The organism is Chromohalobacter sp. 296-RDG (assembly GCF_029889885.1).
Lineage (GTDB): Bacteria > Pseudomonadota > Gammaproteobacteria > Pseudomonadales > Halomonadaceae > Chromohalobacter.
Genome location: NZ_JARANY010000028.1, coordinates 1 through 17219, shown reverse-complemented (window position 1 = coordinate 17219; position 17219 = coordinate 1). Strand labels below are relative to the sequence as shown.

The following is a 17219-nucleotide window of genomic DNA, read 5'->3' as shown; positions in this document are numbered from 1 at the left end:
ACGAGGCAGATAGTCAATGCGCTCTACCACGGATATAGCATCGCCCCGCTCCCAAGAGGACCGGGGTTTCGCCGGTCACCCGCGTGCGTTGGGGCCGTTATTTTTCACCGAAATGTGGGAGCGTTTTTCCTACTACGGTATTCGCCCGCTGCTCGTGCTGTTCATGGCCGCCACGGTCTTCGAGGGCGGACTGGGCTTCACGCGTGAAACGGCCTCGGCCATCGTCGGTATCTACGCTGGTGCCGTCTATCTGTCGGCCTTGCCCGGCGGCTGGCTGGCGGACAACTGGCTGGGCCAGCGACGCGCGGTCTGGTACGGCTCGGTCCTCATTGCCTTGGGCCATCTTTCGATCGCGTTTTCTGCCGTCTGGGGCGCGACCTGGTTTTTTATCGGGCTGGTATTGATCGTGATCGGCTCGGGACTCTTCAAGTCCTGCATCTCGGTGATGGTGGGCAGCCTTTACGATCAAGGCGACGTACGCCGTGACGGCGGTTTCGCGGTCTTCTATATGGGAATCAACATCGGTGCCTTGCTCGCCCCGCTGTTCACCGGCCTGCTGATGCGCGAATACGGTTGGCACTGGGGATTCGGCATCGGCGGACTGGGTATGTTGGTGGCTTTGCTGATCTTTCGTTTGGCAGCCATTCCCTCCATGCGCCGCGCCGACAGCCTGCGGGGGCGCGCCGCCAGTTGGGATGCGCCGTCAGTGCATCGTCGCGGCGTGGGTTATTACGTTGCCGGCTTGGCGATAGCGCTGGCGGGCTTCATCGCCCTGGTGGCAAACGGCGTGATCACCTTGAACGCGGTGGCGATCGCCGAGGCCATGACCACGATCATCATCGTCTGTGCGCTGGGCTACTTCGTCTTTCTGTTCGGCTTTAATGGGCTCGACAAGCAGGAGCGGGCGCGTATTGTCGTATGTTTTATCCTGATCATGGCGGCGGCCTTTTTCTGGGCGTCCTTCGAGCAGCAGCCAACGTCCTATAATCTGTTCGCCCACGACTATACTGACCGCATGTTGTTCGGCTGGGAAGTGCCGGCGGTGTGGTTTCAGTCGTTCAATCCGGTCTTCATCATTCTGCTGGGGCCGGTATTCGGCTGGTTGTGGCCGGCACTCGGCCGCCGTCGCCTGGAGCCAGGCAGCCCGGTGAAGTTCATCCTCGGCCTCTTGTTCGCGGCCGGTGGCTTTGCCTTGATGATGTTCGCGGCGATGCGTGTGGCAGGCGGGATCGATCAGGTCTCGCCGCTGTGGATTACCGCCAGTTTGCTGCTATTGACGATCGGCGAGCTGTGCCTGAGCCCGGTCGGGCTTTCAACCATGAGCGCACTGGCGCCGACCAAGCTGCGCGGTCAATTGATGGGGTTGTGGTTCACGGCCTCGGCGCTGGGGAATCTGGTCGCCGGGTTGATCGGCGGGCATGTGAATGCCGAAGAGTTGGAACAGTTACCAGAGCTATTCGGTCGCTGCGCGGTGGCGCTGGTGCTGTGTGCCATCGTGTTGGCGCTGCTGACACCGTTCATCAAGCGTATGCTGAAGGGCAATCCCACCGTCGATCCCGCCGGTGCTTCGTCTTCTTCCAACGCCACCACCGGAGCCTGAGTCATGTCGCTGAGTGAATCTCCCCAAACGCCCGCCGCCCGTCTGGCCGCACTGCGCGAGATCATGCGTGAACAAGGCATCGATGCTTGGTGGCTGCCATCGTCCGATCCGCATAGCTCCGAATATCTGCCGCATCATTGGCAGGGCCGCGCCTGGTTGTCGGGCTTCGATGGTTCCGTGGGCACGCTGGTGATTACCCAACAGGCGGCTGGGCTGTGGGTGGACAGCCGCTACTGGGTGCAAGCCGAGCAGCAACTGGCTGGTAGCGGCATCGAGTTGATGAAGCTCCAGCCCGGTCAGGCGCAGCGGCCCATGCAGTGGCTCGCCGAACAGCTTCCACAGGGTGCCACGGTGGGCTTCGATGGTGCCGTAGTGGCGGCGGCCAGCGTGCGTCAGATGGAAGCGCATCTGGCGCCGAAAGGAGTTCGCTGGGAAGGCCATCAGGATCTGCTCGATGCCATCTGGCCGGACCGCCCCGCACTGCCAGAGGCGCTGGTGCGTTCTCACCCGAGCGCTTACGTGGATACCTCGCGGCGCGACAAGCTGGCGACCTTGCGCCAGGAAATGGAGGCCCAAGGGACCGATACGCATCTGGTCTCGACCCTCGACGACATTGCCTGGCTGACCAATCTGCGCGGTTCGGATGTCGACTTCAATCCGGTATTCCTGTCGCATCTGATCGTCGAGGCGACGCGTACCACCTTGTTCGTCGCCCCGGGCAAGCTGGATGACGCCGTGATCGGCGAGCTTGCCGACGATGGTATCGATGTCGCCGATTATGCGTTGGTGGCGGAGCGTCTCGCAGGGTTGTCCGACGATACGCGCTTGTTGGTCGATCCGGCGCGGGTCAGCCTGGCGCTGATGGAGGCCGTGCCGGAAGACGTGCACGTCGTCGAGGCCTTTCAGCCGAGCACGCTGGCCAAGAGTCGCAAGAGCGACCGCGACATCGAGCATGTGCGTCACGCCATGGAGGAAGATGGCGCCGCGTTGTGCGCGTTCTTTGCCTGGCTGGAAGACGCGTTGGCCCGCGACGAGACGGTGACCGAGCTGAACGTCGACGAGCGGATCACCGCCGCGCGAGCCGAGCGCGACGGCTTCGTCTCGCGGAGCTTCGCGACCATCGCCGCCTTCAACGCCAACGGCGCGCTGCCGCATTATCACGCCACGTCGGCGGCGCATTCCGTGATCGAGGGCAATGGGTTGCTGCTGATCGACTCGGGCGCTCAGTACCTGGGCGGCACCACCGACATCACCCGTGTGGTGCCGGTGGGTGAGATCGACGCGGCGCACCGGCGCGATTTCACCCAGGTGCTCAAAGGCACCATCGCGCTATCGCGCGCTCAGTTCCCGCGTGGCATTCCCTCGCCGCAGTTGGACGCCATTGCCCGCGCGCCGCTGTGGGCCGCAGGGATCGACTACGGCCATGGCACCGGGCACGGTGTGGGCTATTTTCTGAATGTCCACGAGGGACCGCAGGTGATCGCGTGGTACGCGTCGCCGACGCCGCAGTCCGCCATGCAGCCCGGTATGATCACCTCGATCGAGCCCGGCGTCTATCGGCCGGAGCAATGGGGCGTGCGCATCGAGAATCTGGTGGTCAATCGTCCGGCCCAGCCCAGTGATTTTGGCGAGTTCCTGCACTTCGAGACGCTTACCCTGTGCCCCATCGATACCCGCGCCATCGATATTGCGCTGCTCGATGACGCGGAAATCGCCTGGCTCAACGCCTACCACGAGGAGGTCCGCCAACGCCTGACGCCCAAGGTCGATGGCGAAGCCCGCGACTGGCTCGAGCAGCGTACGGCGCCCATCGCCCGCTGAATGCTCGCCGCACGTTGAGAAATGCCGGGCCCGTGGCTCGGCATTTCTCTGGCAATAGCCACTGGCGGCCGATACCCGAAAATGGATGCGAGGGGCGTAGCGCAAGTATTGTGCGGGACTATCGCTATCATGCTAACAATTTATTGGTGGCATGAGGCGCATAGTAATAGAGTAATCGCATCTGGTGCTCATCAGATGTTTCATTCTTGCATCGTTTCGCGATGCACCCCTAGTAGTACCCTGCTTCCACCCGCGCTGCCCCCTGGCGCGGGTTTTTTATGTCCGGTCAGCAGGCGGCGACCAAAGGGTGTCATGTCGCTTGGCCATGCGTTTCCCTGACCTGTTGTCCTGACATGAAAACGCCCATGCGGCGTTAACCGCATGGGCGTAATGGCATGTGCCAGCGTTGTGCCGACGTTTCGACAGCGGGGCTTACAGCGCGGCGATCTTGTCGTGTTGCTCGCTGAGATGCTGGCGGCTGGCCTGGGCGTCGGCGAGCTTGCCACGCTCTTTCTCTACGACCTCGGCGGGCGCCTTACTGATGAAGCTTTCGTTGCCGAGCTTCTTCTCGATGCCGCCGATAACCTTGTCCTGCTTGTCGATTTCCTTGGCCAGGCGGGCAAGCTCCACGTCCTTGTCGATCAGTCCCGCCATGGGTACCAGCACTTCCATGTCGCCGACCAGTTGGGTGGCGGCGAGCGGTGTCTGGTCGGGGTCATCGAGCCAGGTGATGCTGTCGAGCTTGGCCAGCTTGGAGAGGAATAGCCGATAGGCTTCCAGGCGCTCGCGGTCAGTTTCTCCGCCCTTGGTGAGCAGTGCTTCCAGCGGCTTGCCGGGGGCGATGTTCATCTCGGCGCGGATATTGCGCACGGCGATGATCACGCCCTTGAGCCACTCGATATCGCGCGTGGCGTTCTCGTCGATGCGGCTCTGTTCGGCCTGCGGCCAGGGTTGGGCCATGATCGAGTCGTCGCCACCGGCATGCGTGCCGGCCAGGGGTGCGACGCGCTGCCAGATCTCCTCGCTGATGAACGGCATCATGGGGTGTGCGAGGCGCATGATGGTTTCCAGCACCCGCACCAGCGTGCGTCGGGTACCACGTTTAGCGGCGGTAGTGGCGTTGTCGTCCCAAAGCACCGGCTTGGAGAGCTCCAGGTACCAGTCGCAGTATTCGTTCCAGACGAAGTCGTAGAGCGCTTGCGAGGCATGGTCTAAACGGAATTCTTCCATCGCACGGGTGACCTGGGCCTCGGTCTGCTGCAGGCGCGAGACGATCCAGCGGTCAGCCAGCGAGAGTTCGACCTCGCCGTTCTGGCCGTCGGCAAAGGCGCCGCAGTCCTCGCCTTCAGCATTCATCAGCACGTAGCGCGACGCGTTCCACAGCTTGTTGCAGAAGTTGCGATAGCCGTCCAGGCGACCCATGTCGAACTTGATGTCGCGCCCGGTGGTGGCCTGCGAGAGGAAGGTGAAACGTAGCGCATCGGTGCCGTGGGGCTCGATACCTTCGGGGAATTCGTCACGGGTGGCCTTGGCGATGGCCTTGGCTTTCTGCGGCTGCATCATGTTGCCGGTGCGCTTGTCGATAAGCGCATCCAGGTCGATGCCGTCGATCAGGTCGATGGGGTCGAGCACGTTGCCCTTCGACTTGGACATCTTCTGGCCTTGGGCGTCGCGCACCAGGCCATGCACGTAGATCTTCTTGAAGGGCACCTCGTCGGTGAACTTCAGTGTCATCATGATCATCCGCGCGACCCAGAAGAAGATGATGTCGAAGCCAGTGACCAGCACGCTGGAGGGATGGAAGGTCTCGAGCTCCGGGGTCTGTTCCGGCCAGCCCTGGGTAACGAAGGTCCACAGGCCTGCACTGAACCAGGTATCGAGGACGTCTTCGTCCTGAGTCAGCGCCACGTCGGCGGCGAGGCCGTACTTGTCGCGGGCTTCCTCGGCGCTACGTGCGACGAGGACGTTGCCCTCAACGTCGTACCAGGCCGGAATGCGATGCCCCCACCATAGCTGGCGCGAAATGCACCAATCCTGCAGGTCGCGCATCCAGGCGAAATACATGTTCTCGTAGTTCTTGGGCACGAACTCGATGTCGCCGTTCTCCACCGCGGCGATGGCCGGCTTGGCCAACTGCTCGACCGCCACGAACCACTGATCGGTCAATAGCGGCTCGATGACGTCGCCGGAGCGATCGCCATAGGGCAGGGTGTTGTTGACGGTTTCGATCTGCGCCAGAAGCTCGGCGGCCTGTATATCGTCGATAATGGCCTGGCGCGCCGCGAAACGGTCGAGCCCGACGTAGGCAGACGGCAAGGCGGTGTCGATGTCGGCGAGCGGGCGGCCCTGGATATCGAAGGCCTCGGCACTGGGCAGGATGCTGGCATCCGGGGTGAAGACGTTGATCAGCGGTAGATCCTGGCGCCGGCCGACTTCGTAGTCGTTGAAGTCGTGCGCGGGAGTGATCTTCACGCAGCCCGAGCCCTTGTCCATGTCGGCATGCTCGTCGGCGACGATGGGGATGCGGCGCCCGACCAGCGGAAGCTCGACGAACTTGCCGATCAGCGAGGCATAGCGCGGATCCTCGGGATTGACGGCCACGCCGGTGTCGCCGAGCAGCGTCTCGGGGCGTGTAGTGGCGACGACGAGATGGTCCTGGCCATCATCGGTGGTCACGCCATCGGCGAGAGGATAGCGGAAATGCCAGAACTGGCCTTGTTGATCCTTGTTCTCGACTTCCAGGTCGGAGATCGCGGTGTGCAGCGTGGGATCCCAGTTGACCAGGCGTTTGCCGCGATAGATCAGCCCCTCGTCGAAGAGCCGCACGAAGACTTCCTGCACCGCCTTGTAGAAGCCGTCGTCCATGGTGAAGCGCTCGCGCGACCAGTCGACGCTGGCGCCCATGCGGCGCAACTGCCGCGTGATATGGCCACCGGATTCGTGCTTCCATTCCCAGATCTTGTCGGTGAAGGCGTCACGACCCAGATCGTGGCGGCTCTTGCCGTCTTCTGCCGCGACCTTGCGTTCCACCAGCATCTGCGTGGCGATGCCGGCGTGGTCGGTGCCTACCTGCCAGAGCGTGTTGTATTGCTGCATGCGCCGCCAGCGGATCAGGGTATCCATGATGGTGTCCTGAAAGGCGTGGCCCATGTGCAGGCTGCCAGTCACGTTGGGCGGCGGAATCATGATCGAGTAGGGCTCGCCCTGGCCGGCGGGCGCAAAACGGTTGGCGTCTTCCCAGCGCTGGTACCAGCGGGTTTCGATCTGATCGGGTTGGTAGGTCTTGTCCATGGGCGTCGGTCGGCTCTTGAAATACGGTCAGCACGGCGCATGGCCGTGGCGAAAATGCCGACAAGTATAACCCCGCAAGCGGGGTGACGTCATGGCGCGGCTTAGCTCGCAGCGTTGTGTGAGGTGCCGGTGAGGTCGTTGGCTTTGACGGGGTAGCCGCGCTTCTTGTAGGTCTGCCAGCAGGCGCGCTTGGCGGTCAGTACATCCTGATGCTGATTGATGATCTCGGCGACGCGCTCGAAACGCGAGAACCACTCGGGGATTTCGGGATGCAGGTTGAGCATCGCTTCGACGCCGGGCGCCGGAGGCGTTTCCCAGCCCAACGTGATGGGCGGCTGCGGCTCGACCTCGTCGGCCAGCACCGCATGGGGTAGGTAGCTTTCGGGCTTGAAGGTCCACAGCCGATCATCGAGATCTCGCGCCATGGCTTCATCCTCGGTGTGGATATGCAGCCGATAGCCCTTGCGATGAATGGTCTCCGCCAGCCGGCACGCGAAGTCGAGCCGAGCGCCGAGCGTGGTATCGGGCAAGATGTAGAAATCGACTTGGGTCATGAATTCCCGCCCCGGCTGCGCCGGGAGTTGTAAGAAATAAGAGGGAAGAAGGAAGAGAAATTCCTCTGATTTCTTCAAGGCGCGCAGCGCCGTTCTTCCCTCTTCGAGCCGCGTAGCAGCGTACTGATTTACACCCCGCCGTCGATATCGATCACTGCCCCCGTGGTAAAGCCGGCGTCGGCCAGCCATAGCACGCCGTTGGCGATTTCCTCGGGTTCGCCGATGCGGCCCATGGGGATCACCGAGTCGGCGACCTCGGGTTTGTCCGGGTTGCCGCCGCTGGCATGGATGCTGGTACGGATGACGCCGGGACGTACGCCGTTGACGCGAATGCCTTCGCCGGCGACTTCCTTGGCCAGGCCTTCGGTCATGGTGTCGATGGCGCCCTTGGAGGCAGCGTAGTCGATGTATTCGCTGGCGCCCCCCAGGTGCGAGGCTGCCGAGCCGACATTGACGATGGCGCCGCCTTGTCCGCCGTGCTGGGTGGACATGCGCTTGATGGCTTCACGCGCGCAGATGAACGGTGCGGTCACGTTGATGCGCATCATGCGATCGACGCGCTCGAAACTCATCTCGTCGACGCGACTGATCTGGTCGACGATGCCGGCGTTGTTGACCAGCACGTCGAGACGTCCCAGTTCGCGGTCGACGGTGTCGAACATGGCGACGATATCGGCCTCGTTGGCGATATCGGCCTGGATGGCGATGGCGCGTCCACCTGCGGCCTCGATATCACTCACGATACCCTCGGCCGAAGCCTTGTCGCTGCGATAGTTGACCGCAACGGCGTAGCCCTTTTGTGCGCCAAGCTTGGCGATGGCGGCACCGATCCCGCGTCCGGCGCCGGTAATCAGCATCACTGTCGACATGGGGCCTCCTGACAAGAGAAGAGTCTGAAAAGAGAGAAATGACGCGGCGCGCGTTATGCCGCCGTGTCGTTCGACGGGACGTCAGGCCAGACGCGTCAGCCAGTTGCGGGTATCTTCGCTGCGTCCGTACTGCAGATCGAGCAGTTCCTTGCGCAGGCGTTTGCCGACTTCACCGCCACTATCCGCCTTGAGACGAATGCTCTCATCTTCGCTGCGCAGCTCGCCGACCGGGGTAATGACGGCGGCGGTGCCGCAGGCGAAGACCTCGGTAATCTCACCGGAGGCCGCACCGGCACGCCATTCGTCGATACTGATGTGGCGCTCCTCGGGTGTCAGGCCCTGGTCCCGGGCGAGCTCGAGGATGGAGTCACGGGTGACGCCTTCGAGGATGGTGCCGGTCAACTTGGGCGTGACGATGCGCCCGTCCTTGTAGATGAAGAACAGGTTCATGCCGCCGAGTTCCTCGATCCACTTGTTCTCGGCGGCGTCGAGGAAGGCGACCTGGGCGCAGTCGTGCGCTTCGGCTTCCTTCTGGGCTGCCAGCGAGGCAGCGTAGTTGCCACCGCACTTGGCAAAGCCGGTGCCGCCGGACGCAGCCCGCTTGTAATGCGAGGACAGCCAGATGGAGACCGGATTGACGCCACCCTTGAAGTACGCTGCAGCCGGGGAGGCGATGACGTAGTAATCGACCTCTTTCGAGGGCCGCACGCCGAGGAAGGTCTCGCTGGCGATCATGAACGGGCGCAGATAAAGACTCGATTCCTCGGCGGCACTGGCCGGCGTCGGCACCCAGACATTGTCTTGGGAAAGCAGTGCCTTGAGCGAGCCGATGAAGTCCTCGTCGGAGAGCTCGGGCAGTGCCAGACGCCGCGCGGAGGCGCGGAAACGTTCGGCGTTCTTCTCGGGGCGGAAGGTCCATACCGAGCCATCGGCATGGCGATAGGCTTTGATGCCCTCGAAGATTTCCTGAGCGTAATGCAACACCGCTGATGCCGGGTCCAACGTCAACGGCCCGTAGGGACGGACTTCGTGGCCATGCCAGCCGACATCGCTCGTCCAGCGGATATGAGCCATGTGATCGCTGAAATGACGACCGAAACCGGGGTTCTCGAGAATCGTTTCGCGTAGGGCGGCATCCTTGGGATGCGCGTTAGGCCGTATATCGAAGCCTGAAGAGGTCACTGAAGTTCTCCGTCAAATCTGGCGCTCGGCTGGATGCCGAGAATGGCATAGGCGCGTCGGACGAGGAAAGGCCGGCACGCCTGCTACTTACGTTAGCATGCAAATTTTTTGCTGCGAAGGGTCACTCGACGCTGGGGCGCGTCTCGTTGGCCTCGGTTTCGCGGTCGAGCAAGTATTGGGTCAACAGGCCTACGGGGCGGCCACTGGCACCTTTCTTGTCACCCGAAGCCCAGGCGGTACCGGCGATATCCAGGTGCGCCCAGGGATACGCATCGGCGAACCGCGACAGGAAGCAGGCCGCCGTGATGGTGCCGGCGGGGCGACCTCCGATATGGGCCAAGTCGGCGAAGTTGGAATCGAGCTGGCTCTGATACTCATCCCACAATGGCAGGTGCCAGGCGCGGTCCCAGGCGTTCTCGCCGGCGTCGAGCAAGTCCAGCGCCAGATCGTCGTCGTTGGATAAAAGCCCCGAGGCATGATGGCCCAGGGCGATGATCGCAGCACCGGTCAGGGTCGCGATATCCACGACGCTGGCGGGCTTGAAGCGCTCGATGTAGCTCAGCGCGTCGCACAGTGCCATACGTCCCTCAGCGTCGGTGTTGAGAATCTCGACGTTGAGCCCCTTGAGAGTCTTGACGATGTCGCCGGGTTTGATGGCGCGACCATCGGGCATGTTCTCGGCGCTTGCCACCACGCCAATGATATTGATCTTGGGCTGGAGCGCGAGCACCGTCTTCATGGTGCCGAAGACGCTGGCGGCGCCGCACATGTCGAACTTCATCTCGTCCATGCCGGCCCCTCCTTTGAGCGAGATGCCGCCGGAATCGAAGGTGATGCCCTTGCCGACGATGACGTGCGGGGCTTCGTCCGGGTCCTCGGCGCCGCGATACTGCATGACGATCAGGCGTGAGGGTTCCTCGCTGCCCTGGCCGACAGAGAGCAGGGCGTTGGCGCCCAGCGCTTGCAGGGCGTCCTCGTCGAGGATCTCGACATTCAATGCGCCCTCGGCATCCGCTGCCAGTGTTTGCGCCTGCTCGGCGAGGTAACGTGGCGTGCAGACATTGCTGGGCAAGTTGCCCAAAGTACGCGTCAACGCGACGCCTTCGCCGACGGCGGCACCGATGCGCGCCCCTAGTTCGGCCTGGGGCGTCTCATCCTGGTCACTGAGCAGCAGCGTCAGGCTCTTGAGGCGCGGTGCGGGCGCCGGCTGTGACTTGAAGTCGTCGAAGCGATAGCAGGCGCGATGCGCGGCTTCCAGCGTGACGCGCGCCTTCCAGGCGGTGTCGCGCTCGCCGACCGGTACGTCGGTGAAAGCGGCGGCCACGTCGTCGAGCGGCAATTTGATGACAGTGGCGAAGGCGGCATCAAGGGCCTTGATGAGTTGGCCTTCGCCGCACTTGGTGCGCTCGCCGAGGCCGACGAGCAGCAGACGCTCGGCACCGAGCCCTGGCGCGAAGGGAATCAATTGCACATTGCCGAGGCTGGGGTCGAAGTCGCCCCGATCGAGAAGCTGGCCGATCAGGCGTTCACTGGCGTCGTCGAGCTTGTTCGCCGCCGGCAGCAGGTCCTCATCCTTGAAGACGGGGACGATCAGGCATGCCGTTTCGACCTTGGCCGGGTTGACGTTGATTACGGGGGATTCCATGAAGTCTCCACACGACTGAGCTGACATGACTTGTCTCGTGGCGAGACAAGTGTCCGGGTATTCTGGATAATGCCGACAAGGATGCCGGCGCTGAACGTACTCCAGTGTACGCAAAGCCGGAACGCAATGCATGGGGAGGGTGGTCGAAGGCTGCATTGGGCCCCGCAAGGGGTCGTCGTGGACCAGGGAACCGACCCGGGAGAAGACGCTTGATCGTATTCCGCTATTTGACGCGCGAGATCCTCGCCACCATGGCTGCCGTGGCCGGTGTGCTATTGCTGGTGATCATGGGCAGTCGCTTCATTCGCTATTTCGGCGATGCCGCGCAAGGGGATATTCCTGCCAACATTCTCGGCACCCTGATGCTTTTTCACCTGCCTGGGTTCATGGAGTTGGTGCTGCCGCTGTCGTTTTTTCTCGGCATCCTGCTGGCGTTCGGGCAGCTTTATCTGAATAGCGAGATAACGGTGCTGGTGGCCTGTGGTGTCAGCCCCAACCGGCTATTGCGGGTGACGCTGTGCTCGGCAGTACTGGTGGCGATACTGGTGGCAGTGTGCAGCCTGTGGCTGACCCCTAACGGTGCCCGTCACAACGAGATGGTGCTCGAGGAACAGAAAAGCCGGCTCGATTTCTCGGTGCTGCAGCCGGGGCGTTTTCAGGAGTTCGGCAGTGGACGCACCGCCTATACCGAGAGCCTCAATGATGATCGCTCGCGTATGGAAAACGTCTTCATCAGTCAGCGTCAGCCGCGTAACGACGGCATGCCGGAGACGATGATCACGCGGGCCGAAGGCGGCTATCAGACGGTCGACGAGGAGACCGGCAGCCGCTTTCTGGTGTTGACCGATGGCCAGCGTTACAGCGTCGAACCAGGCAAGAAAGTCGCCGAACGGTTGCAGTTCGATACCTATGCGGTGCGCCTATCGCGCGCGCGCGATCGGGTCGATCTCGACGCCGCCGAGCTGACCTCGACCCCACAGCTCATCGAGCGCGGCGATGACGAAGCCTGGGCCAATCTGCAGTGGCGGCTTTCCATGCCGCTGATGGTACCGATCCTCACCCTGCTGGCGCTGCCGTTGTCGCGGGTCAATCCGCGCCAGGGGCGTTTCGCCAAGCTGTTGCCGGCGATCTTCCTGCACATCAGTTACTTGAGTTTATTGCTAGCGGCTCAGGATGCCATATCGCGTGGTTCGCTGGCGTCGTCCATCGGCATGTGGCCGATCCACCTGGGGTATTTATTGTTGGGGATCTGGATGACGCACCGTGATCAGCGCCGAGGGAGCCGCACATGATTTTCGACCGTTTCGATCGCTACATCGCGCGCAATGTGCTGGCGGCCATGCTGGTCGTGCAGGTCATGATCCTGGGGCTGGATCTGGTCATCTCCTACATCAACGATCTCGATGACGTCGAGGGCAACTACGGCGCTCTGGACGTCTTTGTGTATCTGTTGATGCGCCTACCGTGGCGGTTTTATCAGTATGCGCCGGTAGGCGTATTGATCGGTGCCTTGATCGGTCTAGGCAGTATGGCGTCAAGTAACGAGTTGACGGTGATGCGTGCCTCCGGGCGTTCGCTGGCCCGCATTCTATGGGGCGCCATGAAGCCGCTGGGCCTGGTGATCATCCTGACCATGGCGATCAGCGAGTGGGTAAGCCCCGTGACTGAGCAACATGCCGAGGCCTGGCGGCTCGAGCAACTCGAGGGTGAGGGCGCGATTCTCTCCGAGCGTGGCGGCTGGCAGCGCGAGGGCAATGACTACTATCGCTTCGGCACCATTCGCGCGGACGACGTGGTCATCGATATCACGCGTTATCACTTCGAGGGCACGCAAATGGTGAGTGCCGAGCATGCTGACCGTGCGGTCTGGGAAAACGGTAGCTGGCAATGGCAAAACATCGAGGAAACGCGTTTCGAAGACGGGCGAACTGTCGTCGATACCACTGACAAGCGCACTTGGGACACCTCGTTCACCCCGGCCCAACTCAACCGCTTGTTGCGTCCGTTGGATAGCCAGTCGCCCAGCGACTTGTGGCGTTATGCCAGTTACCTGGACAACCAGGGACTCGAGGCCACTCAGCCGCTGTTGTACTTCTGGCAGAAAATGCTGCTGCCTTTCACTCTGGCAGGCCTGATGCTGGTGGCCGCATCGTTCGTGTTCGGGCCGCTGCGCACCGTGGCCGCCGGCACGCGCGTGTTCTACGGCATCATCGTCGGTGTCTCGTTCAAGTACCTGCAGGACCTCCTGGCCCCGGCGTCGATGCTGTTCGGCTTCTCGCCGGTGTTCGCGGTGCTGGTGCCTACCGTAGCCTGCTATGTGCTGGGCATCGTATTGCTCAGGCGGACCGGCTGAGGGCAACGACACGCGGGCTACAACGTAGTGCCCCCTGTGCCATCTAGGCACAGGGGGCATTTTCGTTCATTGACGCGTGTCGTACAGGCAGCTTGCGTAAAAGCCTAGTCTGCCAGCGCGCGGTCGAGACGTGTGAGGATGCCGTCGACCTGGCGTACAGGTACCACCAAGGCATCGTCCAATGACGCCAGCGCGTCGAGTCGGTGTGGTAGTCGAGTGATCGCCAGCCCCATGCCTTCGTGGCATTCCCCGTGGTGATAACGCACGAAAGAGAGTTCCCCCAGTGCATCGCGGTCGCCGAGGTCGAGGCGCGCCAGCTTGCTGAACGCATCGACGCTATCGAGCACCGGCGAACGCGTCAGCGGTAGATGCGTCAAGTGCCAGGCCAGCCAGCCATCGCCGAGGCGCTCGGCATCGTTGCGTACGGCGCGAAACCAGAGCTGAACCTGTTCGAGGCGATAGCGTGCCCACGCAGGCTTGTCCATCCACAGCACGTCGGTGCTTTGAGTCGTGGCGGCATCGAGCTGTCCGGGCATGTAGACCCATGACTCGGTGAGCTGTGCCAGGCCGGAGGGTAGCGGCTCCTCGAGCATGCGTTCGCCGAGTGAGTCCAGCGCAGAGTCGAGCTGGCTGGGTGCCTCCGAGTAACCGACGCTATAGCGCCATACGCGTCCGGAAATCTCTTGAGTGACGATATGGTCTTCATCGAGTGCCATATGGCTCATCAGGTCGCGAGTCCCGAGCGAAGCATCCGCCAGGCCGGCGCGGCGCGCTTCAATGCACAGGCGCTTGAGCATCGGGTTGAGTGGCAGGCGGTGGTAGTCGCCGTAGCACTGGCCGTCTTCCTGAAAGGGAGTGAGGTCGAGGTGCAATCGCGGCGCGTCGCCGCTTTCGGCGTGACGTAACGTCATGATGTCTCTCTTTTGAATATTATATGCATCGCGGCGCGATGCAGGAAATGCCTACCCCGGTATGAATTCCGCGTGACACCCGGCTTGTTTTGTATCATGAGGCGTATCACGAGGAATTCTTTCCTTGCGCGGGTAGAATAAAATTTCGTTATATATTTTATCGGATTGACGCTGAAATGCAAGCACGCTCCTTGAGGATATGCTGATGGAAAATGCATTTTAGGCGCATGCGTGGCGCCACGTGCTCGTGTGCAGGCGATGAGTTCTTGGGCGGTGGGTGAGTTCTTGGACAGTGAGTTCTCAGGCAATGAGAAGACGGCGATAGTCGCCGGGGGTGAGGCCATAGGCCGCCTTGAAGCGCCGGGTGAAGTGGCTGAGGCTACGATAGCCCAGCGAGTAGCAGATCTCGGTAATCGGAGCATCGGCCTCGCGAAGCCATTGACGCGCGCGTGCCAGTCGTAGGCGTTGCTGATACTCGCCGGGCGTGTAACCGACCTCGTGCTGGAATAGCCGGTACAGGCGCGCCTTGCTCATGCAGGCCTCGCGGGCCAATTGCGCCCCGTCCAGCGGCTGCTCGGGGTGGCGTTCCAGCCACGCCAGTGCGGCCGCAAGACCATGACGTGGCGGTGCCTGGCGGGTGTCGGCGAGCAGCAACTCACGCGACTGGGTACGCAGCAGGCGCACGATCAACTCGTCGATGTTGAGCCCAACCAGCGCATCGCGATCGGGATGATTCTCGCGGAAGAGGCCCATCAGGCGTTCGATCAGCGCCTGGGTGGTTGGGCCGTGCGGCACGTGCAGGGCATGCGGGTGATAGTGCCACTCGCCGAGTTCTCGCTCGCGTGGCTGGGCCTGGTTGAGGCGCTCGCTAAGGGCGTGAATGCGCGCGGGCTCGAGATCGATGGTCAGGCAGGTAGTGGGCGCGTCAGGGCGCGCGTCGGGAAAGTCGATGCGCACTTCCTGGTGCGGTGCCAGCACGAAGCTCTCGCCCGGCAAGAAGGTTTCCGGGGCGTCGGTGGCGCCACGCATCACCTTGCGCCCTTGCAGCATGCCGCAGTAGAGCACCCGCTCGGCGCTCAAGGCGACATCCTGCGCGGGCCACCAGGTATCGTAGATCGACAGCTCCGCATGCGGACCCGCGTAACAGATGCGATTCTCGATCAAGCGTCGTGTGCGGGGCGTGTCTGCCAGTTGCTCGAGCGCGCGGGTATTGTCCACTTGGGATGCCCGGGAGCGCGCATCGGGAGGCGTGACGGCGTGCATGGCGTACTCCTCAGCGGTACCGACGGTGTGGGCGTGGATGTCGCCCGTTACCTTGCAGTGTAGGCAAATTCGCTATCTGAGACTGGCAGACAAACGTCGGAGACTGGCAGGCAAACCGACGCTTGGCCGACACGTCATGCTGAGGACGATGCGCACTCATTTTCCAAGGGGCAGGGTCGCACACCAGACGATTCGCCCCGGCGCATTCGCCCAAGGAGACACGCCATGATCTACACACGCCCCGGCACCCCGGGTGCCGTCGTCGACTTCAAGTCGCGTTACGAGAATTTCATCGGCGGCGATTGGGTGGCGCCTGCCGACGGTCGCTATCTGGACAACATCACCCCGATCACCGGTGAGGTCTTCTGTCAGGTACCGCGCTCATCGGTTGCAGATATCGACCGTGCGGTGAAGGCGGCACAGCAAGCCGCCCCGGCTTGGGGCAAGATGCCGCCCGCCGAGCGCGCCAATATACTGCTCAAGATCGCCGATCGCGTCGAGCAGAACATCGACAAGCTCGCCGTAGCCGAGACCTGGGACAACGGCAAGCCGGTCCGCGAAACCAGCGGCGCCGACATCCCGCTGGTAGCGGATCATTTCCGCTATTTCGCCGGTTGCCTGCGCTCTCAGGAAGGCACCATCAGCGAAGTCGATGAAAACACCGTGGCCTATCACTACCATGAGCCCTACGGCGTGGTAGGGCAGATCATCCCCTGGAACTTTCCCATCCTGATGGCGACCTGGAAGCTGGCCCCCGCGCTTGCCGCCGGTAACTGCCCGGTGCTCAAGCCAGCCGAGCAGACCCCGGCCTCGATCAATATCTTCCTCGAGCTGATCGGCGATCTACTACCGCCGGGCGTGCTCAACGTGGTGCACGGGCTCGGTGAGGAAGCCGGCGAGGCGCTGACCACGCATGAAGGTGTCGCCAAGATCGCCTTCACTGGCTCCACCCCGGTGGGCAGCAAGATCATGGGCAATGCCGCCAAGCGCATCGTGCCGGCCACACTGGAATTGGGCGGTAAGTCGCCCAACGTGTATTTCGAAGACGTGCTCTCGCATGGCGAGGCCTTCGCCGAGAAATGCATCGAAGGCTTGCTGATGACCTTCTTCAACCAGGGCGAGGTGTGTACCTGCCCGTCTCGCGCGCTGGTGCACGAGTCGATCTATGATGAATTCATGGCACGTGCCATCGAACGCGCCAAGACCATTCGCCAGGGCGATCCGCTGGATACCGAAACGCAGATCGGTGCCCAAGTCTCCAAAGAGCAGTTCGACAAGATCCTCTCGTACATGGATATCGGCCGCGAGGAGGGCGCCGAATGCCTGCTTGGCGGCGCCAAGGCCAATCTCGAGGGCGAACTGGCGGGTGGCTTCTACGTGCAGCCCACCATTCTCAAGGGCCGCAACGACATGCGCGTCTTCCAGGAGGAAATCTTCGGCCCCACGCTCGCCATCACCACCTTCCGTGATGAAGAGGAAGCGCTGGCTATCGCCAACGACACCGAGTACGGGCTGGGCGCCGGGGTCTGGACCCAAGACATGAATCGCGCCTATCGCATGGGCCGGGGCATCCAGGCCGGGCGCGTGTGGACCAACTGCTACCATCAATATCCCGCGCACGCCGCCTTTGGGGGCTACAAGAAGTCCGGCATCGGCCGCGAGACCCACAAACTGATGCTCGATCACTACCAGCAGGTGAAATGCGTACTGGTCTCCTACAGCGACGACCC

12 protein-coding genes are annotated in these 17219 nt (G+C 62.5%); 5 read left to right on the top strand and 7 right to left on the bottom strand.

The window, feature by feature from the left end; genetic code table 11:
- The first annotated feature begins 16 nt into the window (after window positions 1–16).
- Together OP495_RS11160 and OP495_RS11155 are read left to right on the top strand one after the other, a co-directional pair.
- Window positions 17–1600, top strand: a complete 1584-nt coding sequence (locus OP495_RS11160; protein ID WP_280563556.1) for a peptide MFS transporter — start codon at window positions 17–19, stop codon at window positions 1598–1600.
- A 3-nt stretch (window positions 1601–1603) separates the two neighbouring features.
- A complete protein-coding gene (locus OP495_RS11155) occupies window positions 1604–3421 on the top strand; it encodes an aminopeptidase P family protein (protein ID WP_280569233.1) in 1818 nt (605 codons plus the stop codon).
- Between the two features lie 432 nt (window positions 3422–3853).
- Here OP495_RS11155 and OP495_RS11150 read toward each other — a convergent pair whose 3' ends face one another.
- The 5 genes from OP495_RS11150 to OP495_RS11130 all read right to left on the bottom strand — a co-directional run bounded on the left by OP495_RS11150 (window position 3854) and on the right by OP495_RS11130 (window position 10962).
- Complete coding sequence (locus OP495_RS11150; protein WP_280569232.1) at window positions 3854–6712, bottom strand: valine--tRNA ligase; 2859 nt, start codon at window positions 6710–6712, stop codon at window positions 3854–3856.
- Window positions 6713–6813: 101 nt separating this feature from the next.
- On the bottom strand, window positions 6814–7266 hold the full coding sequence (locus OP495_RS11145; RefSeq protein ID WP_280569229.1) for a DNA polymerase III subunit chi: 453 nt from the start codon (window positions 7264–7266) through the stop codon (window positions 6814–6816).
- Between the two features lie 128 nt (window positions 7267–7394).
- A complete protein-coding gene (locus OP495_RS11140; RefSeq protein WP_280569227.1) occupies window positions 7395–8135 on the bottom strand; it encodes an SDR family oxidoreductase in 741 nt (246 codons plus the stop codon).
- An 81-nt stretch (window positions 8136–8216) separates the two neighbouring features.
- Complete coding sequence (locus OP495_RS11135) at window positions 8217–9317, bottom strand: branched-chain amino acid aminotransferase (RefSeq protein WP_280563551.1); 1101 nt, start codon at window positions 9315–9317, stop codon at window positions 8217–8219.
- A gap of 121 nt (window positions 9318–9438) precedes the next feature.
- On the bottom strand, window positions 9439–10962 hold the full coding sequence (locus tag OP495_RS11130; RefSeq protein WP_280569226.1) for a leucyl aminopeptidase: 1524 nt from the start codon (window positions 10960–10962) through the stop codon (window positions 9439–9441).
- Between the two features lie 209 nt (window positions 10963–11171).
- Here OP495_RS11130 and lptF point away from each other — a divergent pair, with 209 nt between their 5' ends.
- Window positions 11172–12254, top strand: a complete 1083-nt coding sequence (gene lptF / locus OP495_RS11125; RefSeq protein WP_280563549.1) for an LPS export ABC transporter permease LptF — start codon at window positions 11172–11174, stop codon at window positions 12252–12254.
- Window positions 12251–13315, top strand: coding sequence for an LPS export ABC transporter permease LptG (gene lptG, locus OP495_RS11120; RefSeq protein ID WP_280563548.1), 1065 nt, complete (start codon window positions 12251–12253; stop codon window positions 13313–13315). Before lptF ends, lptG begins: the two co-directional genes overlap by 4 nt.
- A gap of 104 nt (window positions 13316–13419) precedes the next feature.
- Here lptG and OP495_RS11115 read toward each other — a convergent pair whose 3' ends face one another.
- Both OP495_RS11115 and OP495_RS11110 read right to left on the bottom strand, forming a co-directional pair.
- A complete protein-coding gene (locus OP495_RS11115; RefSeq protein ID WP_280569224.1) occupies window positions 13420–14226 on the bottom strand; it encodes a hypothetical protein in 807 nt (268 codons plus the stop codon).
- A 300-nt stretch (window positions 14227–14526) separates the two neighbouring features.
- Window positions 14527–15489: an AraC family transcriptional regulator gene (locus OP495_RS11110; RefSeq protein WP_280569222.1), complete on the bottom strand. Its 963-nt coding sequence runs from the start codon at window positions 15487–15489 to the stop codon at window positions 14527–14529.
- Between the two features lie 225 nt (window positions 15490–15714).
- Between OP495_RS11110 and OP495_RS11105 the strand changes: the two genes are divergently transcribed.
- On the top strand, window positions 15715–17219 hold a 1505-nt coding region (locus OP495_RS11105; RefSeq protein WP_280569220.1), incomplete at its 3' end, for an aldehyde dehydrogenase family protein.

What these genes read in the sequence shown, in the direction of transcription:
- OP495_RS11160 (WP_280563556.1), top strand. Translation starts at nt 17, where the DNA reads ATGCGCTCTACCACGGATATAGCATCGCCCCGCTCCCAAGAGGACCGG.
- OP495_RS11155 (WP_280569233.1), top strand. Translation starts at nt 1,604, where the DNA reads ATGTCGCTGAGTGAATCTCCCCAAACGCCCGCCGCCCGTCTGGCCGCA.
- OP495_RS11150 (WP_280569232.1), bottom strand. Translation starts at nt 6,712, where the DNA reads ATGGACAAGACCTACCAACCCGATCAGATCGAAACCCGCTGGTACCAG.
- OP495_RS11145 (WP_280569229.1), bottom strand. Translation starts at nt 7,266, where the DNA reads ATGACCCAAGTCGATTTCTACATCTTGCCCGATACCACGCTCGGCGCT.
- OP495_RS11140 (WP_280569227.1), bottom strand. Translation starts at nt 8,135, where the DNA reads ATGTCGACAGTGATGCTGATTACCGGCGCCGGACGCGGGATCGGTGCC.
- OP495_RS11130 (WP_280569226.1), bottom strand. Translation starts at nt 10,962, where the DNA reads ATGGAATCCCCCGTAATCAACGTCAACCCGGCCAAGGTCGAAACGGCA.
- lptG (WP_280563548.1), top strand. Translation starts at nt 12,251, where the DNA reads ATGATTTTCGACCGTTTCGATCGCTACATCGCGCGCAATGTGCTGGCG.
- OP495_RS11115 (WP_280569224.1), bottom strand. Translation starts at nt 14,226, where the DNA reads ATGACGTTACGTCACGCCGAAAGCGGCGACGCGCCGCGATTGCACCTC.
- OP495_RS11110 (WP_280569222.1), bottom strand. Translation starts at nt 15,489, where the DNA reads ATGCACGCCGTCACGCCTCCCGATGCGCGCTCCCGGGCATCCCAAGTG.